This is a genomic window from Spirillospora sp. NPDC048911 (genome assembly GCF_043198015.1).
In the GTDB taxonomy this organism is placed as follows: domain Bacteria; phylum Actinomycetota; class Actinomycetes; order Streptosporangiales; family Streptosporangiaceae; genus Spirillospora.
This window is the reverse complement of the sequence record NZ_JBICUD010000006.1, coordinates 547,638-564,956: the sequence shown is the minus strand read 5'-3', so window position 1 is coordinate 564,956 and position 17,319 is coordinate 547,638. Positions and strand designations below refer to the sequence as shown.

The following is a 17,319-nucleotide window of genomic DNA, read 5'->3' as shown; positions in this document are numbered from 1 at the left end:
CCCGATTACTGCCGGTTTAGACGGTCTCCTCGTGCAGATCCGCCACCTCGGCACGCGGCGCCCACGCCTGGTAGACACCGCGGTCGAACGGTTCGAGGCCGAGCCGTTCGGCCACCGGCGCCTTGCCCCCGCTGTACTCCACCCGCAGCCAGCTCTCGTGCTCGCCGAGCACGACGAACGGCTGGCCCTGCCAGGTACAGGTCGTGGTGACGTACGAGAGGTGCTCGACCTCCGCCGCCGGCACCACCCGCACGAACCGGCCCGGCGCGACCTCGACGAAGCCGATCGCCGGGGCCGTCGCGTACAGGCGCACCTGAGGGCCGTCCGGGCTCGCCTCGTACTCGGCGCCACGCCAGCCCGCGTAGTAACCATGCCGGAGGCTCACAGGCCGCCCTCCACCCGCACCCAGCGGCGCCGGTCCGCGTCGTACCCGGCGACCAGCGCCTCCACCCCGGACCGGTCGAGCCGGTAGATCTCCGAACCGTGCGGCAGCCGCTGGCTGTCGACCTTGAACTCCGGGATCGCCGGCCCGTCGCCCGGCGCGTACCCCGACCCCGGGAACGGCGCCTTCTCGATCACCCAGCCGCCCGGGATGATCCCCATGCTCCACTCGTCGATCCCGCCGAGCGGCAACCGGAACAACGCCGGCTTCACCGCGGGCCACCGGATCACGTAGATGTCCTCGTCGCGCGCCGAGAACGGCGACCCCTCGTAGACGAGCCCGAGCGCGCGCACGAGCAGTTGCGGAGTGTTGAGCTCCGCCACGTCCTGCAGCCGGTGCACATACCCGGCCACCCACTCGTAGCCGCCGTCCAGATAGTGCGACACGTGCTCCGGCCGCACCACCTTCTGCATCACGACGAAATTCGCGTCCACCGGCGGCGCGGACTCCCGCCGCGGCGCCGCCGTAGAGGCCTCCCGAACAGGCGGCGCCGCACTCTCCCGGACGGGCGGCGCACTCTCCCGAACAGGCGGAGGTGCGCTCTCGCGAACCGGCGGTGCGCTCTGCGGAACGGGCGGCGCCGCGTCCTCCCGAACGGGCGGCGGTACGTTCTCGCGAACGGCTGGTGCCGTGCTCTCGCGAACGGGTGGTGCCGCAGTCTCCTGCACGGGTGGTCGCGTGGCCTCTGGCGTGGACGGCGTCGCGCTCTCCCCGGCAGGGGTCGGAACCCTCTCCCGCATGGGCGGCAACCCGATGTCCCTGAGGGGTGGTGGCGCACTCTCGCGAACAGGCGGCGGCACAGGCTCCGGTACGCGTGGCGGCGCGGTCTCTCGCACGGGCGGCGGTGAGACGACGCTGGCCACAGGTTCAGGTGCGGGCGGCGCGACCTCTCGCACAGGCACGGGAGGCGCGGTGTTCTCGGCGAGCGGCGCCGCGGTTTCCCGGACGGGACGCGCCGCGGTCTCTCGATCGGGCTCCGCGCCCCGCGGCGCTGCCTGAGATGCCTCGTGAGGCGCGGACTGGAGGAGATCGGCGTCCAGGTAGGCGGCGCTCGGCAGGCCCGGGTTGATGGCGAGCTGCCATTCGGGGCGAGGCCAGTGGACCGCGAGTTCGGCGAGGGTGGCGGGCCGGTGATGGACGGCTTGGCCGCGCAGCGAACGGTCCATCGCGTCCGGTGACGTGAACGCCAGGACGAACGTGCCGTCGCCGAACTGGGCGGTCGCGTAGTGGTGTTCGGTGCGGGACGGGTCGCCCGGGACCGGCAGGTACAGGGCCGTCCCGGCGAGGAGATCCAGGTAGCCGCGCTGGTCGCCGCGATCCCGGGCCTCGGCGAGCGCGGCCTCCAGGTCGGCGTCCGAGGCGCCCTCGTCGTCCTCCTCGGGTGCCTCGTCGTCGGGGATGGCCAGCGGAATGCCCAGGCCTGGAAGCGCCAGGGGCCCTCCGTCAGGACCGCTGCGGCTCGCCTGGTAGACGAGCTCCAAGGGCGAGCCCACGCCGTGCACGTCCCGGAACGCCGCGGCCATCCGGCCCGCCATCCGCTCGCAGGTCGCGGACAGGTCGTCGAGGGGACGCCCGGAGCGGTCGGCGACGGCCGCGCGGTGCCACCAGTTGTGCCGGTCGCGATCGTTCGGCGGCCGCCAGCCCAGGTTGGTCAGCAGCCGCTCCTGGTGCCCGTTCAGCGGTCTCGGCAGGAAGGCGCTGCTGACGGCCTCGGCGTCGAGGGCGTCCGGTGACCGCATCACCTGCGCGTAGGGCAGGCCACCGGGCTTCTGCAGGATCAGGAACGACCGGACCGGCAACCTCATCAGCTCGATGGCCAGCCGCTTGGCGAAGTCGTCCCAGTCCACTTGTCGACAGTACCCGGAACGTCACTCGGTCCAAGGGGCAGGAACGGCGTCGGTGCGCACCGGCGTCCACGATCCGCCGATGGCGTCGTAAACCGCTACAGGGACGGCGTTCGCGTTCTCGTCGCCCTCACCGTTCCAGCGCCACAACCGGGTGCCTTGAGGGGCGCGGACAGGGGCCACCGGGCCCGACAGCACCGCTCCGGACGCTGCCGGGGCGGGCGGGGCGAGGCCGGGCTGTGGATCGGGGACGGACGGCGCCGTGCCGGGCCGGCCGGGGCCCGGAGGCACTGGGCCCGGGAACGCCGGTCTGGGCGGCGTCTGGCCCGGCTGGGCGCCTCCCAGGGGTGCCTGGCCGGGCTGGGGTGCCGGCGGAGGCGAGGACGGCACTGAGCCGGGTTGTGCAAGCCCTGGAGGCATCGGCCCCGGCGACACCGGCCCGGGAGGCACCGGACCCTGCGACGACTGGCCGGGCTGCGGCTGGCCGGGCTGAGGGGGTACTGGCGGCGTCTGGCCGTGCCGGGCCTGGTTCGGGGGATGGATCGGGTTGGGACCCGAGTCCTGCGGAACGGGGGCGGCCATCAGGGCCGGGGGCGCCGCGGGATGCTCGGCGGGCGTGGGCTCGGAGCGCTGCTGGGTGGCGAGGCGGGTGACGGCGGCGGCGTCGAGGTGGACCTCGCTCGGCAGGCCCGCGTTGATCGCCAGCTGCCAGGCCGGGTCCGGCCACGCGGCGGCGAGCTGGCCGAAGGACGAGCGGCGGTACAGCCCGGCGGACCGGTCGCCGACCGAACGGGCGAGGGCCTGCGGGGACGTGAAGACCATGAGGTAGGTGCCGGAGCCGATGGTGGTCGTCGGGAACTCGGCGTACTCGGGGTCCTCGACGGCGGTGCCGGTGGCGGGCAGCACGAGGTCCGCCGAGAGCAGCAGCTGGAAGTACGTGGCGTGGTCGGCGCGCTGCTTGGCCTCGGTGAGCAGGGCCTCCAGCTCTTCGGGGTCCATGGCGGGCCGGGTCATCTCGTCGACGGCGGACCGGCGCCGGATGCGGATCCGGCTCGGGTCGGCGGCCTCGATGCCGAAGTCGAGGAGCTCGATCAGGCCGGTGCCGTGCCGGTGGAACGACTCGTACACCAGGTCGGACGGGCGCCGCACGCCCTGCACGTCGCGCAGCGCGGTCACCATCACGTCGGCGAGGCGGGCGTAGTCGCCCGTGGTCACCGTGTGGATGCCGGTGCCGGACTCGGGCAGCTCGGTCCACCAGTTGCGCGGCGACGGCTCGGCGGGCGGGCGCCAGCCGGCCTCGCTCATCACCTCCTCGTCGGCGAGCGTGAGCAGCAGCGGCCCGTCGAGGAAGTTGTTGCTGACGGCCTCGGCGTACAGCCTGTCCGGCTCCCGCATCGCCTGGACGTAGTGGCGGCTCTCATCGCGCTCGCGCACGATCAGGATGGTGTCCCTCTCGAGACCCGCCAGCTCGCGTCCAAGACGCTGGGCGAACTCGGACCACTCCAACAAGATCACTCCCTACCGCCGGGTCGTCCCCGCGGGCGCCGTGGGACCGCCGTGAGACCGCCGTGGCGCCGCTGCCCGAGATCTCGATGATTGTCGCCCCGGACGCCTCTGGCAAACCGGGAGTTCACTCAGGTGGTGGTTCGTGACGCAACACACGCAAGGATTTCACCAGCTCGGCGTCGTCGCCGCCGCAGCGATCGAGAACATCGATCAGCTTGTGCAGGATCTCGTGCCGTTCGTAGCCGACGTCCAGGAGTGCCTGCGCGGTCTCCCACAGTTGCGGCGGATCGCCGTTCCACAGCCGTTCGGTCAGGCGCTCGTGCGCGTCGAGGTGCGCGGTCTCGGCGCCGGGATGCTCGAACTCGATCATGATCCGCCGGTCGTCCGGATCCGCGGGGTCCAGGGTCGACAGGTCGATCGAGCCGTGCCGCCCGGAGAGCCGGTGCTTGCCGGACAGGAACGGCAGCGCGAACGCCCGGCGGGGGAGCGCCTCCAGATCGCCGTCGGGCAGCAGCCGGTCGACGAGCTCGCGATCGAGCCCGTAGGCCGACGGGTCGCGGTAGGCCTCGGCGAACTTGGTGGTGGCGTCCCAGATGGCGTCGAGCGTGGCGCGGACGCCCTCCTCGGGCAGCCCGGTCCGCCGCCCGGCCCAGCGCACCCAGGCGGCCAGGACGTGCGGCACGGCCTCCTGCTCGGCCGGTGACAGCAGCACCTTGCGGGGCAGCCAGTCGAGCAGGAACATCTCGCTCTTGATCGGGCTGACCCGCAGCGGGCGGCCGAAGTCGTGCGCGCACCCGTAGTCGATGATCCGGTCGACGCAGTGGCTGGCGGCGGACCGGTCGGAGAGGTCCTCGGCCTCGTCGGACGCCAGGAAGCGCGCCGCGATCGTCGCGCACCGGTCCTTGCCGTAGATCTCGGGCCGCGGCGGGCGGCCGCCCGGCGGCAGCGCCCGCACGCGGGCCCGCACGAACGCGTGGTAGGAGCCGAAGTTCTCGTTGACCGGGGGACCGACGGTCTCGTTCGTGAACTCCAGGGCGCGCTGCAGCAGCGCCCTGGTGTCGCGCGGGTCGACCTGCTCGAACCGCATCAGCGGGTTGGTGCGTCCCTCGCGGCGGCAGTGGTCGAGGAGCTTGCCGACCTGGGACGACACCCACGCGTCGCGGACCATCCCGCAGGCGGGCGGGTCGCCGTCGCCGGCGGGCGCCGCCTTGTTACGGTCCACCAGGACGACGAGCGCGTGCCGTTCGGTGCCGCCGTAGGTGTACGTGCAGATGATCGAATCCTGGTCGCCGTAGACGTCGCGGGAGACGTAGCACTCCTCGTGCGCCACCGCGCCGACCCGGTCGGCCCAGCCGGGCCGGGCGACCCCGCGGTCCATGAGCTCCAGCGCGGCGCGTTCGGCCTTGGCCTGCTGCCGGGTGGTGCCGAGGTAGGAGATGCCCGTCAGCAGGGCCAGCGCGGCCGGGGTGCCCGCCCGGCCGGCATAGTCGACGAGCGCCTCGCCGATGACCTCCTCGACCTCGCCCTCGCCGATGCGGTGCCCCCACCAGGAACCGAGGATCTCGCTCACGATCAGCTCGGCGTCCAGCGGGCTGCGGACCGCCAGCAACTCCCGGGCGTGCCGCAGCATGTCGTCGAAGATCGCGGAGACCTCGTCCGAGGGCGGCCGGCCGTCCCGCGCGGAATCCCCGGAGGGACGGCGGCGGCTGCGGGAACTCACGGCTCTAGCTTCTCAGATCCGATGCCGGACGGAGTCCAGGACACCGAGCGCCGACCGGATTGGGACGCGGCGCGTCCGCCCGGCCACGCGCCGTACGGATCATCGGCGAAGGCGCCGGCGAGCGCCGGCCGGGTGGTCGGCGAAGCGCCGCCGTGCGCCGGACGGATCAGAGGTCGCCGTCCCCGGGCGGGAACGTGCCGCGTCCGGACGGCGGTTCGGACTTGATCACTCCGACCAGGCGCTCGCGTGCCAGCCGTTCCACTCGATCCGGCGTGGCCTCGAACCCCAGATGCGTCATGCAGACCTGGACATCGGCGACACAACGTTCGACCGTGCCGGCGCTGACGGTCGCGAACTCCGCGGCGAGACGCCGCGCGAGACGGTCGCGGGTCTCGCTCCGGTGATCGGCAAGAGCAGGCATCTACGCACACCCTCCGAGCCCGAGAGGTCCCAGCGGACGGGGTTCCGACCAACCTCTCCTCGATGTCCTATTCCAACGCGTTTGCTGGAGGTGTCAAGGGCTCTCCGGGCCACGTTTTCAAGGCGCTCCGGCATCCGCCGGGGGAACGGTCCGGGTCGCCGCACCGTCGCCTGCGCCGTCTGTGCTGGAACGATCCATCGCGGCCAGCCATCCCGCGTGGTGACGGGCGGCCCACGCCCGGTCCACCCGGCCGGTCAGCATCCCCGTCATGGCGCCCCGGTCGCTCAGCGCGTACCCGAGGTGGCCGAACGTCATGACCACGATCGCCAGCGTCAGCCAGTCGTGGACGAAGGTCGCGCCGCCCCGCCACGAGTCCGGCCACGGGTCGGGGAAGGTGAGCATCGCGCCGGTGCCGAGCATCACCAGGATCGCGCCGGCGACGAACGCCGCGTTCAGCTTCTGGCCCGCGTTGAACTTGCCTACCTCGATCACGCCGCGCCCGTCCAGCACGGCCCGCCGGTCACGCCGCCGCAGCCACTCCGCGTCCTGCGGGCCGAACCGGTTGAGGCGCCGCAGGTCCCGCCGGAACGCCCGCGACAGCACGCCGAGCAGCACGGGCACCGGCAGCAGGAAACCGGCCCACACGTGGATCGGCTTGATCACGTCCCGCCGCCCCACCAGCGTGGAGAGGTCGGGCACGTACAGGCACGCCGCCGTCACAATGCAGACCAGCATCAGCAGCCCGGTGGCGTGGTGCACCGCCCGCTCGGTGACGCTGAACCGCGCCAGCCACCCCGCGCGCTCGCCAGCCCACCCCGTGCGCTGCTCGCCTGTGCGGTCGCGCTCGCCAGCGTGCTCGCGCTCGCCCGTGCGATCGCGCTCGTCCTCGTCAGGTCGGCTCATCGTCGCGTCCGTTCGATCGGCCCACCCACGCGTCGACGTCGTAGCCGCGCTCCTCCCAGAAGCCCGGGACGACGTCGGTGGTCAGCTCGATCCTGCCGAGCCACTTGAGGGACTTGTAGCCGTACATCGGGGCCACGAACAGCCGGACGGGCCCGCCGTGGTCGTGCGCCACCGGCCCGCCGAGCATCCCGGTCGCGACCACGACGTCGCGCCGCCGCGCCTGTTCGAGCGTGAGCGACTCGGTGTAGGCGCCGTCGAACGAGTGGAACCGCACCGCCTGGGCCCGCGACGACACGCCCACCGCGTCCAGCAGGTCGGGAAGCGCCACCCCCGCCCAGGCGACGTTCTCCACCCGCCAGCCCGTCACGCACTGGAAGTCCTTGGTCAGCTGGGTCTGCGGCAGACGCCCCAGGTCGGCGAACGAGAACGTCCGCGGCCTGTCGACCAGCCCGTTCACCGTCAGCCGGTACGTCGCGGGCGTGCGCTTCTTCACGCCCGCCACCACCGAGTAGTAGCGGAAGCCGCCCGCCGCGGGCAGCACCTGGCCGACCGGGCCGAGCGGCGCCAGCGCGCGGTTGACCTTCTGCTGCGCGTTCGCGCCCACGACGATCCCCACGGCGCCGAGGCCGAGCATCCCGAGGATCACCCGCCGCCCCACGGGCGCGCCGGTGGTCTCGTCGTCTTCGTTCACCCTTCTTTGCCGCACCCTCCCATTCGAGCACCGCCGGGCCCCGGCGCGCCATGGGCGGCCGCCGGACGTAAGAGATCCGTCAGATCTAAGCTGAGGTCATGGCCACGAAGGTTCACCTCGCCCAGCAGCCCGAGGCGGACGAGTTGCTCGGACGCAGCCCGCTCGCCGTCCTGGTCGGCATGCTGCTCGATCAGCAATTTCCCATGGAACGGGCCTTCGCCGGGCCGCACACGATCATGCGGCGGGCCGGCTGGGACGATCTCGACGCGCACGAGATCGCCGCCTACGACCCCGAACGGTTCGAGGCGCTGATGGCCGAGCCGCCGGTCGTGCACCGCTACCCCAAATCGATGGGCAAGCGGGTGCAGCAGCTCTGCCAGTACCTCGTCGAACGCTACGAGGGCGACGCCGAGGCGATCTGGCGGGACGTGCCGGACGGCCGCGAACTGTTCAAGCGGCTCAACGCCCTGCCCGGGTACGGCAAGCAGAAGGCCCAGATCTTCACGGCGCTGCTCGGCAAGCAGTACGGGGTCACGCCGGAGGGCTGGCGGGAGGCGGCCGGCGCGTACGGCGAGGAGGGCTCGTACCGCTCCGTGGCCGACATCACCGGGCCCGAGTCGCTGGAGAAGGTCCGCGCCTTCAAGAAGGAGATGAAGGCCGCCGCCAAGGCGAAGGGTTGACACTCCGTGAGGCTTTACCTTCTTTTTGCAATCGGATGCGGCCCAGCTCGCCCGCCGTTCGGTCCGTCCGTAACGTGATTGATCGTCTGAGGTACTCCCGCGGGACCGCTCGGACGTCATAACATCTGCTACTCGCCGTCCGAACGGGCGTCCCGGTGCGATTCCGGGACGGACCGGCCGGGCGGCGTCCGAATTACCGGCGGCTCGCCTGACATGGATGCCTGACAGGGCTTCCGTCCACGGCGAACCATCGGGATGATGAGTACCTGACTCCGACGGGTGTTGTGATGGAGGCGGGAGCGTTAGCCTGCTCCCATTCACTCATTGTGATGATGACTTGCCTCGCGGTACGGGACCCCCTGGGACGGAGGTGTTGTCCATGAGCACCGCCGACACGTCCGTTCCGCGTCCCCGGATCTCTGGGGTGGAGGGCAAGCCCATGGATGCGTCCGACTCCGCGCTGTACGTGACGTTGATGAAGGAGGCTCCCGCCGGGTTCGCGTTCTTCGACACGTCCCACGGCTGCCGCCGCGTCAGCGACGCGCTCGCGCGCCTGCTCGGCGTGGCCGCCGGCGACCTGCAGGACCGCCGGCCCGCCGAGGTGCTCCCCGAGGAGCTCGCGACCGCCTTCGAGGCCGCGTTGCGCAAGGTCCTGGCCGAAGACCGGCCGCTGACCGACGTCGACCTGGTCGTCCGGGGCGGGGGTCCGGCCGTGCCGAGCCCGCCGCGGCCGGGCGAGCAGCCGAACGAGACCAACGGCCCGGCCGCGCCGAACGGCCCTGCCGGCTCGAATGGCCCGCCCGGATCGAACGGCCCGGCCACCGCGCGCCTCGCCGGGGAGGCCGCCGGAGGCGCCGGATCCGGCACCGGAGCCGAGGGCGCCGGGGCCGACGGCGGCGACACGCCCGGACGTCCGCTCGGCGACGAACGCATTCTCAGCTGCTCGTGGCTGCCCTCGCACGGCCGCGACGGCAAGCAGCTCGGCGTGGTCCTCACCGCGCTGGACGTCACCGAGCGCCGCCGCGCCGAAGAGGTCATCCGCCGCAAGGAGCAGCGCTACCGCTCGCTCGTCGAGGCCAGTTCCCAGGTGGTCTGGGTCGTCGCGCCCTCGGGCGCCGCGGGTCACGGCCCGGGCGCCGGGGCGTCCAGCGGTGTGATCGACGACGCGCCCGAGTGGCGGTCGATCACCGGCCAGACCCAGGACGACTACGCCGTCGGCGGCTGGCTGGCGGTCGTGCACCCCGAGGACCGGCCCCGCATCGAGGCGAGCTGGCGCGAGTGCGTCGAGGACAACCGCGTCTTCGAGGCCAACTACCGGATCCGCACCAAGAGCGGCACGTACCGCCACTTCGACGTCCGCGCCGTGCCGATCTGGCAGGGCGAGTCGGTGATCGAGTGGGTCGGCGCCAACACCGACGTCACCGGCCAGCGCGAGGCCGAGGAGATGCGCGGCCGGCTCACCGAGCAGCTGTCGGCCGCCGCGCTGCGCACCGCGCGGCTCCAGCAGGCCACCTCGATGCTCGCCGAGGCCCTCACCGTCAGCCAGGTCGTCCAGGTGATCACCGAGGTGGGCCGGTCGGCGATCGGCGCCGACTACTCCGCGGTGGCGCTGCTGGACGACGACAAGCTGCGGCTGAGCATCGTCGCGCCGTCCCAGCCGGGCGCCGAACGCGACGAGAGCAGGCCCTCGTCCCGCGACGACTTCAAAGTCAGTGACCAAACCGTTATGTCGGTCGCCGTGCGCGAGAGCCGGCCGTTCCTGGCCGAGCATCCCGACAGCCTCCGGCTGCAGCTCGGCCGCGACGAGGCGGGCCTGTTCCTGCAGCACACCGAGGAACGCGCCTGGGTCGGCCTGCCGCTGCTCGCGGCGGGCGCCCCGATCGGCGCCCTGCGGTTCTCGTTCACCCGGCCCCGGGAGATCACCGAGGAGGAGCGGGTCTTCCTGGAGGCCCTCGCGGGCCAGTGCGCCCTGGCCGTCGAGCGGGCGCTGCTGTTCGAGCGCGAGCACAAGACCGCCGAGGAGCTGCAGCGCAGCCTGCTGCCCAGCGACCTCCCGCAGCTGCCCGGCATGCAGCTGGCGGCCCGCTACAACCCCGCGACACGCCATGTGCAGGTCGGCGGCGACTGGTACGACGTGTTCCGGCTGCCGGACGACCGGCTCGCCGTGGCCGTCGGCGACGTCATGGGCAAGGGAGTTCTCGCCGCGGCCGGAATGGGCCGTGTCCGCAACGCGCTGCGCGCCCTCGCGCTGAACGATCCGCGGCCCGCCGCGGTGCTGGCCGGCCTCGACCGGCTGTTCAGCGCCACCGAGGACGAGGAGCAGTTCACCACGGTCGCGTACGCGGTGATCGATCCGGAGACGGGCCTCGGCGCCTTCAGCAACGCGGGCCACCCGCCGCCGCTGCTGATCTCGCCCGACACGCCCGCCAGGGTGAGCGACCTGGAGCCCGGGACGCCCCTCGGCTGGCCGAGTCAGAGACAACAGACGAATTTTTCCATCGAGACCGGCAACACTGTGGTGTTCTATTCCGATGGACTGGTGGAGAACCGTAGGCGTGGAGTGGACGCCGGCCTCGAGGAGCTCGTCTCCGTGGCCATGGACGCCCCACCTGAAGTTGTAGGAGACCCAGAGAGACTTGTCGACTTCCTGGTCGATCGCATGCTTGCGGGGTATGAGCAAGTGGACGATGTGACCGTACTTGCCCTGCACGTCCCGCCGAAGTCCCCCTGATCACCGCCGAAAGACCCGCGACAAGACGGCGTAGCACGTACGAAGGACCGCTCCGCGCCCCCTAAGGTGGTGTGTTACCGGGTAGGACGTCGATGCGGAATGTGCAGCCGTGCCAGAATGCTTGACCCTAGTAAGAGCGGGTACGCTGCGGTCCCGCACCGGGGAGTCCCGCCCAGTGTGTGGTCCCACCCAGTGTGAGGCCGGGCCCGTCAGGGCACTTGGGTCAACCAAGCCACACGTTCGTTCGAGAGGTATTTGTGTCGCCTGCTAGCTCGACCTCGAAAGCGTCAGATCTGCACGAGCACGTCATCGCGCAACTGATCGAGCGTGGACGGTCCCAGGGTTACCTCGAAGCCGACGACGTACGACGTACGTTCGAGGAGGCCGACATCCCCGTGTCGAAGGCCTCCAGCATTCTGCGGAGCCTCAGCAAGGAGGGTGTAACCGTCATGGTGAGCGCTGCCGACTCCGCAGCGCCCAAGCGTCCGCGCAAACGCGCGGCGCCGACGGCGCGCAGGCCCAAGACAGCCGCTGCTGCACAAGAGCAGCCCGACACGGTGACCGCGGTCGTGAGTGACGACGCTGACGAGACCGCCGCCGCGCCCAAGCCGGCGCCCGCGGCGAAGAAGGCCGAGCCCAAGAAAGGCCCGGCGAAGCCCAAGAAGCCCGCTGCCGCCGCCAAGAAGGTCGCCGCGGCCGATGCCGCCAAGGGCCCGGTGAAGAAGGCGGCCGGCAAGGCCGGCGACGACCCCGAGCTCGAGGACGAGGACGTCGACGTCGCCGATCTCGAAGCCGATCTCGGTGACCTCGAGGCCGACCTGGAAGTGGTCGCCGAGACCGACGAGCCCGAGACCGAGGCCGAGGAGGGCGCCGCCCCTCCCGCCGCGGCCAAGGCGGTCGCCGGCAAGGCGGCCGAGGGCGGCACCGCCACGTCCGAGGAAGAATCGTTCACGCTCAGTGACGACGAGGACGACGCCCCGGCGCAGCAGATCGCCGCCGCCGGCGCCACCGCCGACCCGGTCAAGGACTACCTCAAGCAGATCGGCAAGGTCCCGCTGCTCAACGCCGAGCAGGAGGTCGAGCTCGCCAAGCGCATCGAGGCCGGCCTGTTCGCCGAGGAGCGGCTGGCGGCCGACGGTCCGTCGATGTCCGAGGAGGACCTCGAGGACTTCGAGTGGATCGCCGAGGACGGCCGCCGCGCCAAGAACCACCTGCTGGAGGCCAACCTCCGCCTGGTGGTCTCGCTGGCCAAGCGCTACACCGGCCGCGGCATGCTCTTCCTGGACCTGATCCAGGAGGGCAACCTCGGCCTGATCCGCGCGGTCGAGAAGTTCGACTACACCAAGGGCTACAAGTTCTCCACGTACGCCACCTGGTGGATCCGGCAGGCGATCACCCGCGCGATGGCCGACCAGGCCCGCACCATCCGCATCCCGGTGCACATGGTCGAGGTCATCAACAAGCTGGCCCGCGTCCAGCGCCAGATGCTCCAGGACCTGGGCCGCGAGCCCACCCCGGAGGAGCTGGCCAAGGAACTCGACATGACCCCGGAGAAGGTCGTCGAGGTCCAGAAGTACGGCCGCGAGCCGATCTCCCTGCACACCCCGCTGGGCGAGGACGGCGACAGCGAGTTCGGTGACCTGATCGAAGACTCCGAGGCGATCGTCCCGGCCGACGCGGTCAGCTTCACCCTGCTGCAGGAGCAGCTCCACTCGGTGCTCGACACGCTGAGCGAGCGCGAGGCGGGCGTGGTGTCGATGCGGTTCGGCCTCACCGACGGCCAGCCCAAGACGCTGGACGAGATCGGCAAGGTCTACGGGGTGACCCGCGAGCGCATCCGCCAGATCGAGTCCAAGACCATGTCCAAGCTGCGCCACCCCAGCCGCAGCCAGGTCCTGCGCGACTACCTCGACTAGCCGGCGCTGTTCATCCATACGGCTGTGGGGCCGAGCCTGACGGCTCGGCCCCACAGCCGTATGTGCGCTACCGAGACTCCCTTGCGGGGTTTCTTGACGTGCGGGGCGGGAGGAATGTCGCCGCGGGGGCAGCAGGTCGCGCGCCGCGGACGCGGTGCCCAGGCCATCCCTTAGCCACGGTAAAGCGCCGAATGCGGCCTGGCCTTCTCCACCTCCGAGTGGGCGGGGCCCTAGGCGGGGAGGATGATGTCGAGGTTGGTGCCGTTGAGCTCGACGGTGTGGCCGAGGTCGGCGACGGCCTTGAGGAGCTCGTCGGCCGTGCGCGGGGCGGCGCCCGCCTTGATCAGGTCGTGGGCCACCTTGCCGCGGGTGGCCTTGGCCATGTGGCTGACCACGGTGCGCTTCGGCACGCCGCCGAGCAGGTGCTCGCGGAACACGCGGACGGCCACCGCGGGCTGCGGGGCCTTCCAGGCCGCCATGTACGGGCCCGAGCGCATGTCGACGACCAGCCGGCCGTCCGGGCGCAGGGCCTCGTTGAGAACGGGGCGCCAGACGCCCGCGAGGCGCCCCTCCTCCGGCAGCGTCACGCCCATGGCCAGCCGGTACGGCGGGATGCGGTCGGTGAGCCTCAGCGCGCCCCACAGCCCCGAGAAGACGATGATCTGCTCGGCGGCCCGGTCCGGGTCGAGGCGGGGCAGGGCCAGGTTGTCGTACAGCACGCCGGTGTAGAGCTCTGAGACGGGCAGCGTCGCCGCCTCGTACAGGCCCCGGTTGCGGCCGAGGGCCTCGACGACCTGCCCGGCGGGCAGGCCCAGGACCTCAGGCGCGTCCGCGCGGACGCACACCTCGACCAGCGCACCGAGCACCCGCTCGCGGGTGGGGTTGAGCTCGGGGAAGCTGAGCCGGGCCAGATCGAGCGGCGGACCGTCCCCGTCGGTCGCCTTCCGTTCCGATGGCGGCAACAGGATGAGCACGATCCCCCCGAAAACATGACGATCTGGTGACCCCGTAGGGTTCTGCGATGGACGACCTGGACATCGACGGCCTGGTGGCCGCGGCTTGGCCCGCCCCGTTCTCCCAGGATATGGGGGGCTGGCGGCTGCGACACGCCGAGGGTGTGACCAAGCGCGCCAACTCCGTGCTCCCGGCCGGCGATCCGGGCCCGGTGGACGCGGCGATCGAACGGGCCGAGCGTTTCTACGCCGGGCTCGGCCTTCCCACGGTGTTCTCGGTGACCGGCAAGGCCCGTCCGGCGGGGCTCGATGGGACGCTCGCCGGGCGCGGCTATGCCCGGGTCGATCCCACCCTCGCGCTGACCAGGGAGATCACCGAGGGCGGCGGAGACGGCGGGGTTGTGATCGATGACACGCCGTCACGAGAGTGGCTTGATCTGTGGTGGTCGGTGGACGGCCGGTATCCCGAGGGGCTTGCGATGGCCGAGAAGATCCTCACGGGTGTTCCGGCCGGGTACGCGATGCTCGACGGCGTGGCGGTGGGGCGCGGGGTGCCGCAGGGGGAGTGGCTCGGCATCTACTCCATGGCCGTGGCGCCCGCGGCGCGGCGGCGCGGTCTCGCCAGGCGCGTGCTCCGCGCCTTGCTGGACTGGGGTCGCGAGCAGGGCTGCGAGCGCGCCTATTTGCTGGTCGTCGAGGAGAACGCGGCTGCCCGGGCGCTCTACGGGTCGGAAGGCTTCGAGACGGCCGGGGCCTATCACTATCGCGTTCGCCGGAAGTGATTTATCAATACGGAGAGTATTCGGATCATAACTATGTGAAACTGGACCCGCGCTCGCCAGAGAATGCGAACGGCGGCCACCGATACCGGTGACCGCCGTCGCGGGATTCTTTTATGTAGGGGCCTACCGCTCATCCGCAGGGGCAGAAGCCGGGGTTTCGTTCAGCCTGTCGCTCTCGTCCTGAATGTCGGCCCCGTTCGCACGGAGAGCCTCTGCGTACCTACGCCCGTGGTGGGCGCAGAACAGAAGGTCGCCGCCGCCTACAAGGACAGCACGGACGTAGGCCTGGGCGCCACAGCGGTCGCAACGGTCTGCGACGGACAGCGGCTTGGTCGGGGCAAGGGCTCCAGTCACGGCACCTTCCTCATGCTCGGGGTCGGTACTTAGGAGAACATCTAACCCGACGCTGGCGTTCCCAACCTGGTCTCAAGTACGCCGAGAGCAGAATGGGCCAATAAGTGACCGACGTCACACGTTCTGGCAAGGGTTTTATGAACGTCATGCGGCATCCCAGCGGAACAGTCTGGTAGCGACCAGAGCGCCCACGACTGCGACACCCAGAAGGATTCCGATCTGCGGCAGGGCCGATGCGGGTCCGAGCCCCCGCATCATGACGTTCAGCATCCCCTCGTTCAGATAGCGCAGGGGGAAGACGTACGACAGGACCTTCATCCAGCCGGGCGCGGCGTCCAGCGGGAAGAACGAGCCGCCGAGGAACGCCATCGGCAGGACGATCAGCTGGGTGACGGCCTGCGCCGCCTCCTGGGTCTTGGCCCAGGCGCCGATCACCATGCCGAGCGACAGGAAGGCCAGCACCCCCGAGATCACCAGCGGGATCGACATCCACCACGAGTCCTCCAGCTTGAGGCCGAAGACCGGCAGCTGGGCGATCGTCAGGAACAGCGCCATCTGGGCCAGCGCGATGCCGATGCTGACGACCACCCGGGCGCCGAAGACGGCCGAGATCGGGGCCGGCGACAGCCGGAGCCGCCGCAGAATGCCCTTGGTGCGCCAGGTCACCAGCGTCTGGGACGCGCCGAACACGCCCGCCGAGGCCAGCGCCCAGCCCAGCAGGCTCGGGGTGAAGAACTGGATCGCCTTCGTGGAGTCGTCCTCGACCTGCTCCGGCACGAGCCGGTACGTCGGCGGCCTGCCCGTGACGGCGATGTTGGCCGTCTGCACGATCGAGTCCATGTAGCCGCGGACCGTGCCGGACTTGACCTGGTCGGCGGCCGAGTAGTGCACGACGACGCTGTCGCCCCGCTGCTCGACGGCCGCGTCGGCGTCGCCCTCCTTGACCTTCTTCAGCGCGTCCGCCCGGTCGGTGGTCGTCTTGATCGACATGATCTTGCCGAGCTCGCCGCCGTCGCGCGCCTTCGCCTGGTCGAGCACGGCCACCGGGCCGACCTCGATCACCTTGGCCTTGGACGTGGTCTGGTTGCCGAACACCCCGCCGAAGATCACCAGGAACATCAGCGGGAACACGATCGTGAAGAACAGCGCGCCCTTGTCCCGCCGGAAACCGAGGAACATCGCGCGGGCCAGGCTCTTGAAGCTCGCGAAGGTGCTCATGCGCGGTACTCCCTGCCGGTGAGTTCCAGGAAGACGTCTTCGAGGGTGCCGCCGTGGATCTGCACGCCGGCCAGGGCGTCCTTGGCGGCCATGGCGGCCACGACCGCCGACGGGTCGCGGGTCGAGATCGTCAGCGAGACGCCGTCGTCGCTGACCGTGTCGGCGCCCGGCAGCGCGCCGGCGTCGGCCGTGGACAGGACCCCGCTGGCGACGCTGACCCGGGCCGGCGCGTCCAGCCCGCGGACCAGGGTGGCGGGCGGGCCGAGCTGGAGGATCCGCCCCCGGTCCATGATCGCGACGCGGTCGCAGAGCACCTCCGCCTCGTCCATGTAGTGCGTGGTGAGCACGATCGTGCGGCCGCCGGTGTTGATCTCCCGGAGCAGGTCCCACAGGTTGCGGCGCGCCTGGGGATCGAGGGCGGCGGTCGGCTCGTCCAGGAACACCAGCTCCGGGTCGTGCACGAGGGCGCAGGCGATGGACAGGCGCTGGGCCTGCCCGCCCGAGAGCTTCTCGACCTGGACGTCGGCCTTCTCGGCCAGCCCGACCGTCTCCAGCATCGCGTCGGCCGTCTTGGCGGAAACGCCGTAGAGCGAGCCGAACGTCTGCAACTGCTCGCGGGCCGTCAGGCGTTCGAAGAACGACGAGGCCTGGAGCTGGACACCGATGCGGGGCAGTAGCTTGGAGTTGCGCGGCCACGGCGGCAGCCCCAGGACCGTCACCGTGCCCTCGTCCGCCTCCCGGAGGCCCTCGATGATCTCCAGGGTGGTCGTCTTGCCGGCGCCGTTGGGGCCGAGGATCCCGAAGAACTCGCCCTGCTCCACATCGAACGACACGCCGTCGACGGCCTGCACGTCCCCGTACCGTTTGCGAAGAGAGTCAACGCTGATGGTGTGTGTCATGATCAGGACGTTACGGAGGGCGAGGTCAGGGGACACCCGTCCACGGGTGGAGTTCGTCTTCTCCACCCGATCCACGTCCCCCCGGAGGTGTTCGATGGTATGTTCGAACATCTGCTCGCCGTCCCGCCGGGCGGCGAGCCTGTCGGAAGGGCGCCGGCTCCCGGGGGTACTCTGCTGCCGACGTCCACCATCCCGCAGCCCCCACCCGACGACCGTTTCGAAGGGCAAGCCCCGCCTGGCCGTCCGCAACCCCCATCCG

The 17,319-nt window shown here is 71.2% G+C and carries 15 protein-coding genes; 4 read left to right on the top strand and 11 right to left on the bottom strand.

Annotated elements, in window-relative coordinates:
- Positions 1-16: 16 nt before the first annotated feature.
- The 7 genes from ACGFNU_RS29055 to ACGFNU_RS29025 form a co-directional block, all read right to left on the bottom strand.
- Complete coding sequence (locus ACGFNU_RS29055; protein WP_392598608.1) at positions 17-385, bottom strand: hypothetical protein; 369 nt, start codon at positions 383-385, stop codon at positions 17-19.
- Positions 382-2,289 carry an SseB family protein gene (locus ACGFNU_RS29050; protein WP_392598606.1) on the bottom strand — a complete coding sequence of 636 codons (1,908 nt, stop codon included), beginning with the start codon at positions 2,287-2,289 and terminating at the stop codon, positions 382-384. Before ACGFNU_RS29050 ends, ACGFNU_RS29055 begins: the two co-directional genes overlap by 4 nt.
- 21 nt (positions 2,290-2,310) lie before the next feature.
- Entirely contained in the window at positions 2,311-3,795 is a 1,485-nt protein-coding gene (locus ACGFNU_RS29045) for an SseB family protein (protein ID WP_392598604.1), read from the bottom strand.
- A gap of 121 nt (positions 3,796-3,916) precedes the next feature.
- Complete coding sequence (locus ACGFNU_RS29040; protein WP_392598818.1) at positions 3,917-5,422, bottom strand: hypothetical protein; 1,506 nt, start codon at positions 5,420-5,422, stop codon at positions 3,917-3,919.
- Positions 5,423-5,678: 256 nt separating this feature from the next.
- Positions 5,679-5,933, bottom strand: coding sequence for a hypothetical protein (locus tag ACGFNU_RS29035; protein ID WP_392598603.1), 255 nt, complete (start codon positions 5,931-5,933; stop codon positions 5,679-5,681).
- Between the two features lie 117 nt (positions 5,934-6,050).
- Positions 6,051-6,836, bottom strand: coding sequence for a cytochrome b/b6 domain-containing protein (locus ACGFNU_RS29030; RefSeq protein ID WP_392598601.1), 786 nt, complete (start codon positions 6,834-6,836; stop codon positions 6,051-6,053).
- Positions 6,823-7,527 carry a molybdopterin-dependent oxidoreductase gene (locus ACGFNU_RS29025; RefSeq protein WP_392598599.1) on the bottom strand — a complete coding sequence of 235 codons (705 nt, stop codon included), beginning with the start codon at positions 7,525-7,527 and terminating at the stop codon, positions 6,823-6,825. Before ACGFNU_RS29025 ends, ACGFNU_RS29030 begins: the two co-directional genes overlap by 14 nt.
- A 98-nt stretch (positions 7,528-7,625) precedes the next feature.
- Here ACGFNU_RS29025 and ACGFNU_RS29020 point away from each other — a divergent pair, with 98 nt between their 5' ends.
- The 3 genes from ACGFNU_RS29020 (at position 7,626) to ACGFNU_RS29010 (ending at position 12,854) form a co-directional block, all read left to right on the top strand.
- Complete coding sequence (locus ACGFNU_RS29020; RefSeq protein ID WP_392598597.1) at positions 7,626-8,207, top strand: HhH-GPD-type base excision DNA repair protein; 582 nt, start codon at positions 7,626-7,628, stop codon at positions 8,205-8,207.
- 379 nt (positions 8,208-8,586) lie between these two features.
- Complete coding sequence (locus ACGFNU_RS29015; protein ID WP_392598595.1) at positions 8,587-10,938, top strand: SpoIIE family protein phosphatase; 2,352 nt, start codon at positions 8,587-8,589, stop codon at positions 10,936-10,938.
- 257 nt (positions 10,939-11,195) lie between these two features.
- Complete coding sequence (locus ACGFNU_RS29010; protein ID WP_392598593.1) at positions 11,196-12,854, top strand: RNA polymerase sigma factor; 1,659 nt, start codon at positions 11,196-11,198, stop codon at positions 12,852-12,854.
- A gap of 230 nt (positions 12,855-13,084) precedes the next feature.
- On the opposite strand, the gene ACGFNU_RS29005 is transcribed toward ACGFNU_RS29010, so the two are convergent.
- The gene (locus ACGFNU_RS29005; RefSeq protein WP_392598591.1) at positions 13,085-13,828 is read right to left on the bottom strand and encodes a YaaA family protein; all 744 of its coding nucleotides are present in this window, start codon (positions 13,826-13,828) and stop codon (positions 13,085-13,087) included.
- 47 nt (positions 13,829-13,875) lie between these two features.
- On the opposite strand from ACGFNU_RS29005, the gene ACGFNU_RS29000 reads away from it, so the two are divergent.
- Complete coding sequence (locus ACGFNU_RS29000) at positions 13,876-14,589, top strand: GNAT family N-acetyltransferase (protein ID WP_392598590.1); 714 nt, start codon at positions 13,876-13,878, stop codon at positions 14,587-14,589.
- Positions 14,590-14,712: 123 nt separating this feature from the next.
- Here the strand turns inward: ACGFNU_RS29000 and ACGFNU_RS28995 are convergent, their stop codons facing one another.
- From ACGFNU_RS28995 to ACGFNU_RS28985, 3 genes are all read right to left on the bottom strand, one after another.
- Entirely contained in the window at positions 14,713-14,943 is a 231-nt protein-coding gene (locus tag ACGFNU_RS28995) for a hypothetical protein (RefSeq protein WP_392598588.1), read from the bottom strand.
- A gap of 144 nt (positions 14,944-15,087) precedes the next feature.
- A complete protein-coding gene (locus ACGFNU_RS28990; protein ID WP_392598587.1) occupies positions 15,088-16,161 on the bottom strand; it encodes an ABC transporter permease in 1,074 nt (357 codons plus the stop codon).
- Complete coding sequence (locus ACGFNU_RS28985) at positions 16,158-17,060, bottom strand: ABC transporter ATP-binding protein (protein WP_392598586.1); 903 nt, start codon at positions 17,058-17,060, stop codon at positions 16,158-16,160. The genes ACGFNU_RS28990 and ACGFNU_RS28985 overlap by 4 nt, the downstream gene beginning before the upstream one ends.
- Positions 17,061-17,319: the final 259 nt, after the last annotated feature.

Coding starts and splice junctions, on each gene's coding strand:
- ACGFNU_RS29040 (WP_392598818.1), bottom strand. CDS start 5,422: ATGCTGCGGCACGCCCGGGAGTTGCTGGCGGTCCGCAGCCCGCTGGAC.
- ACGFNU_RS29035 (WP_392598603.1), bottom strand. CDS start 5,933: ATGCCTGCTCTTGCCGATCACCGGAGCGAGACCCGCGACCGTCTCGCG.
- ACGFNU_RS29030 (WP_392598601.1), bottom strand. CDS start 6,836: ATGAGCCGACCTGACGAGGACGAGCGCGATCGCACGGGCGAGCGCGAG.
- ACGFNU_RS29020 (WP_392598597.1), top strand. CDS start 7,626: ATGGCCACGAAGGTTCACCTCGCCCAGCAGCCCGAGGCGGACGAGTTG.
- ACGFNU_RS29015 (WP_392598595.1), top strand. CDS start 8,587: ATGAGCACCGCCGACACGTCCGTTCCGCGTCCCCGGATCTCTGGGGTG.
- ACGFNU_RS29000 (WP_392598590.1), top strand. CDS start 13,876: ATGGACGACCTGGACATCGACGGCCTGGTGGCCGCGGCTTGGCCCGCC.
- ACGFNU_RS28990 (WP_392598587.1), bottom strand. CDS start 16,161: ATGAGCACCTTCGCGAGCTTCAAGAGCCTGGCCCGCGCGATGTTCCTC.
- ACGFNU_RS28985 (WP_392598586.1), bottom strand. CDS start 17,060: ATGACACACACCATCAGCGTTGACTCTCTTCGCAAACGGTACGGGGAC.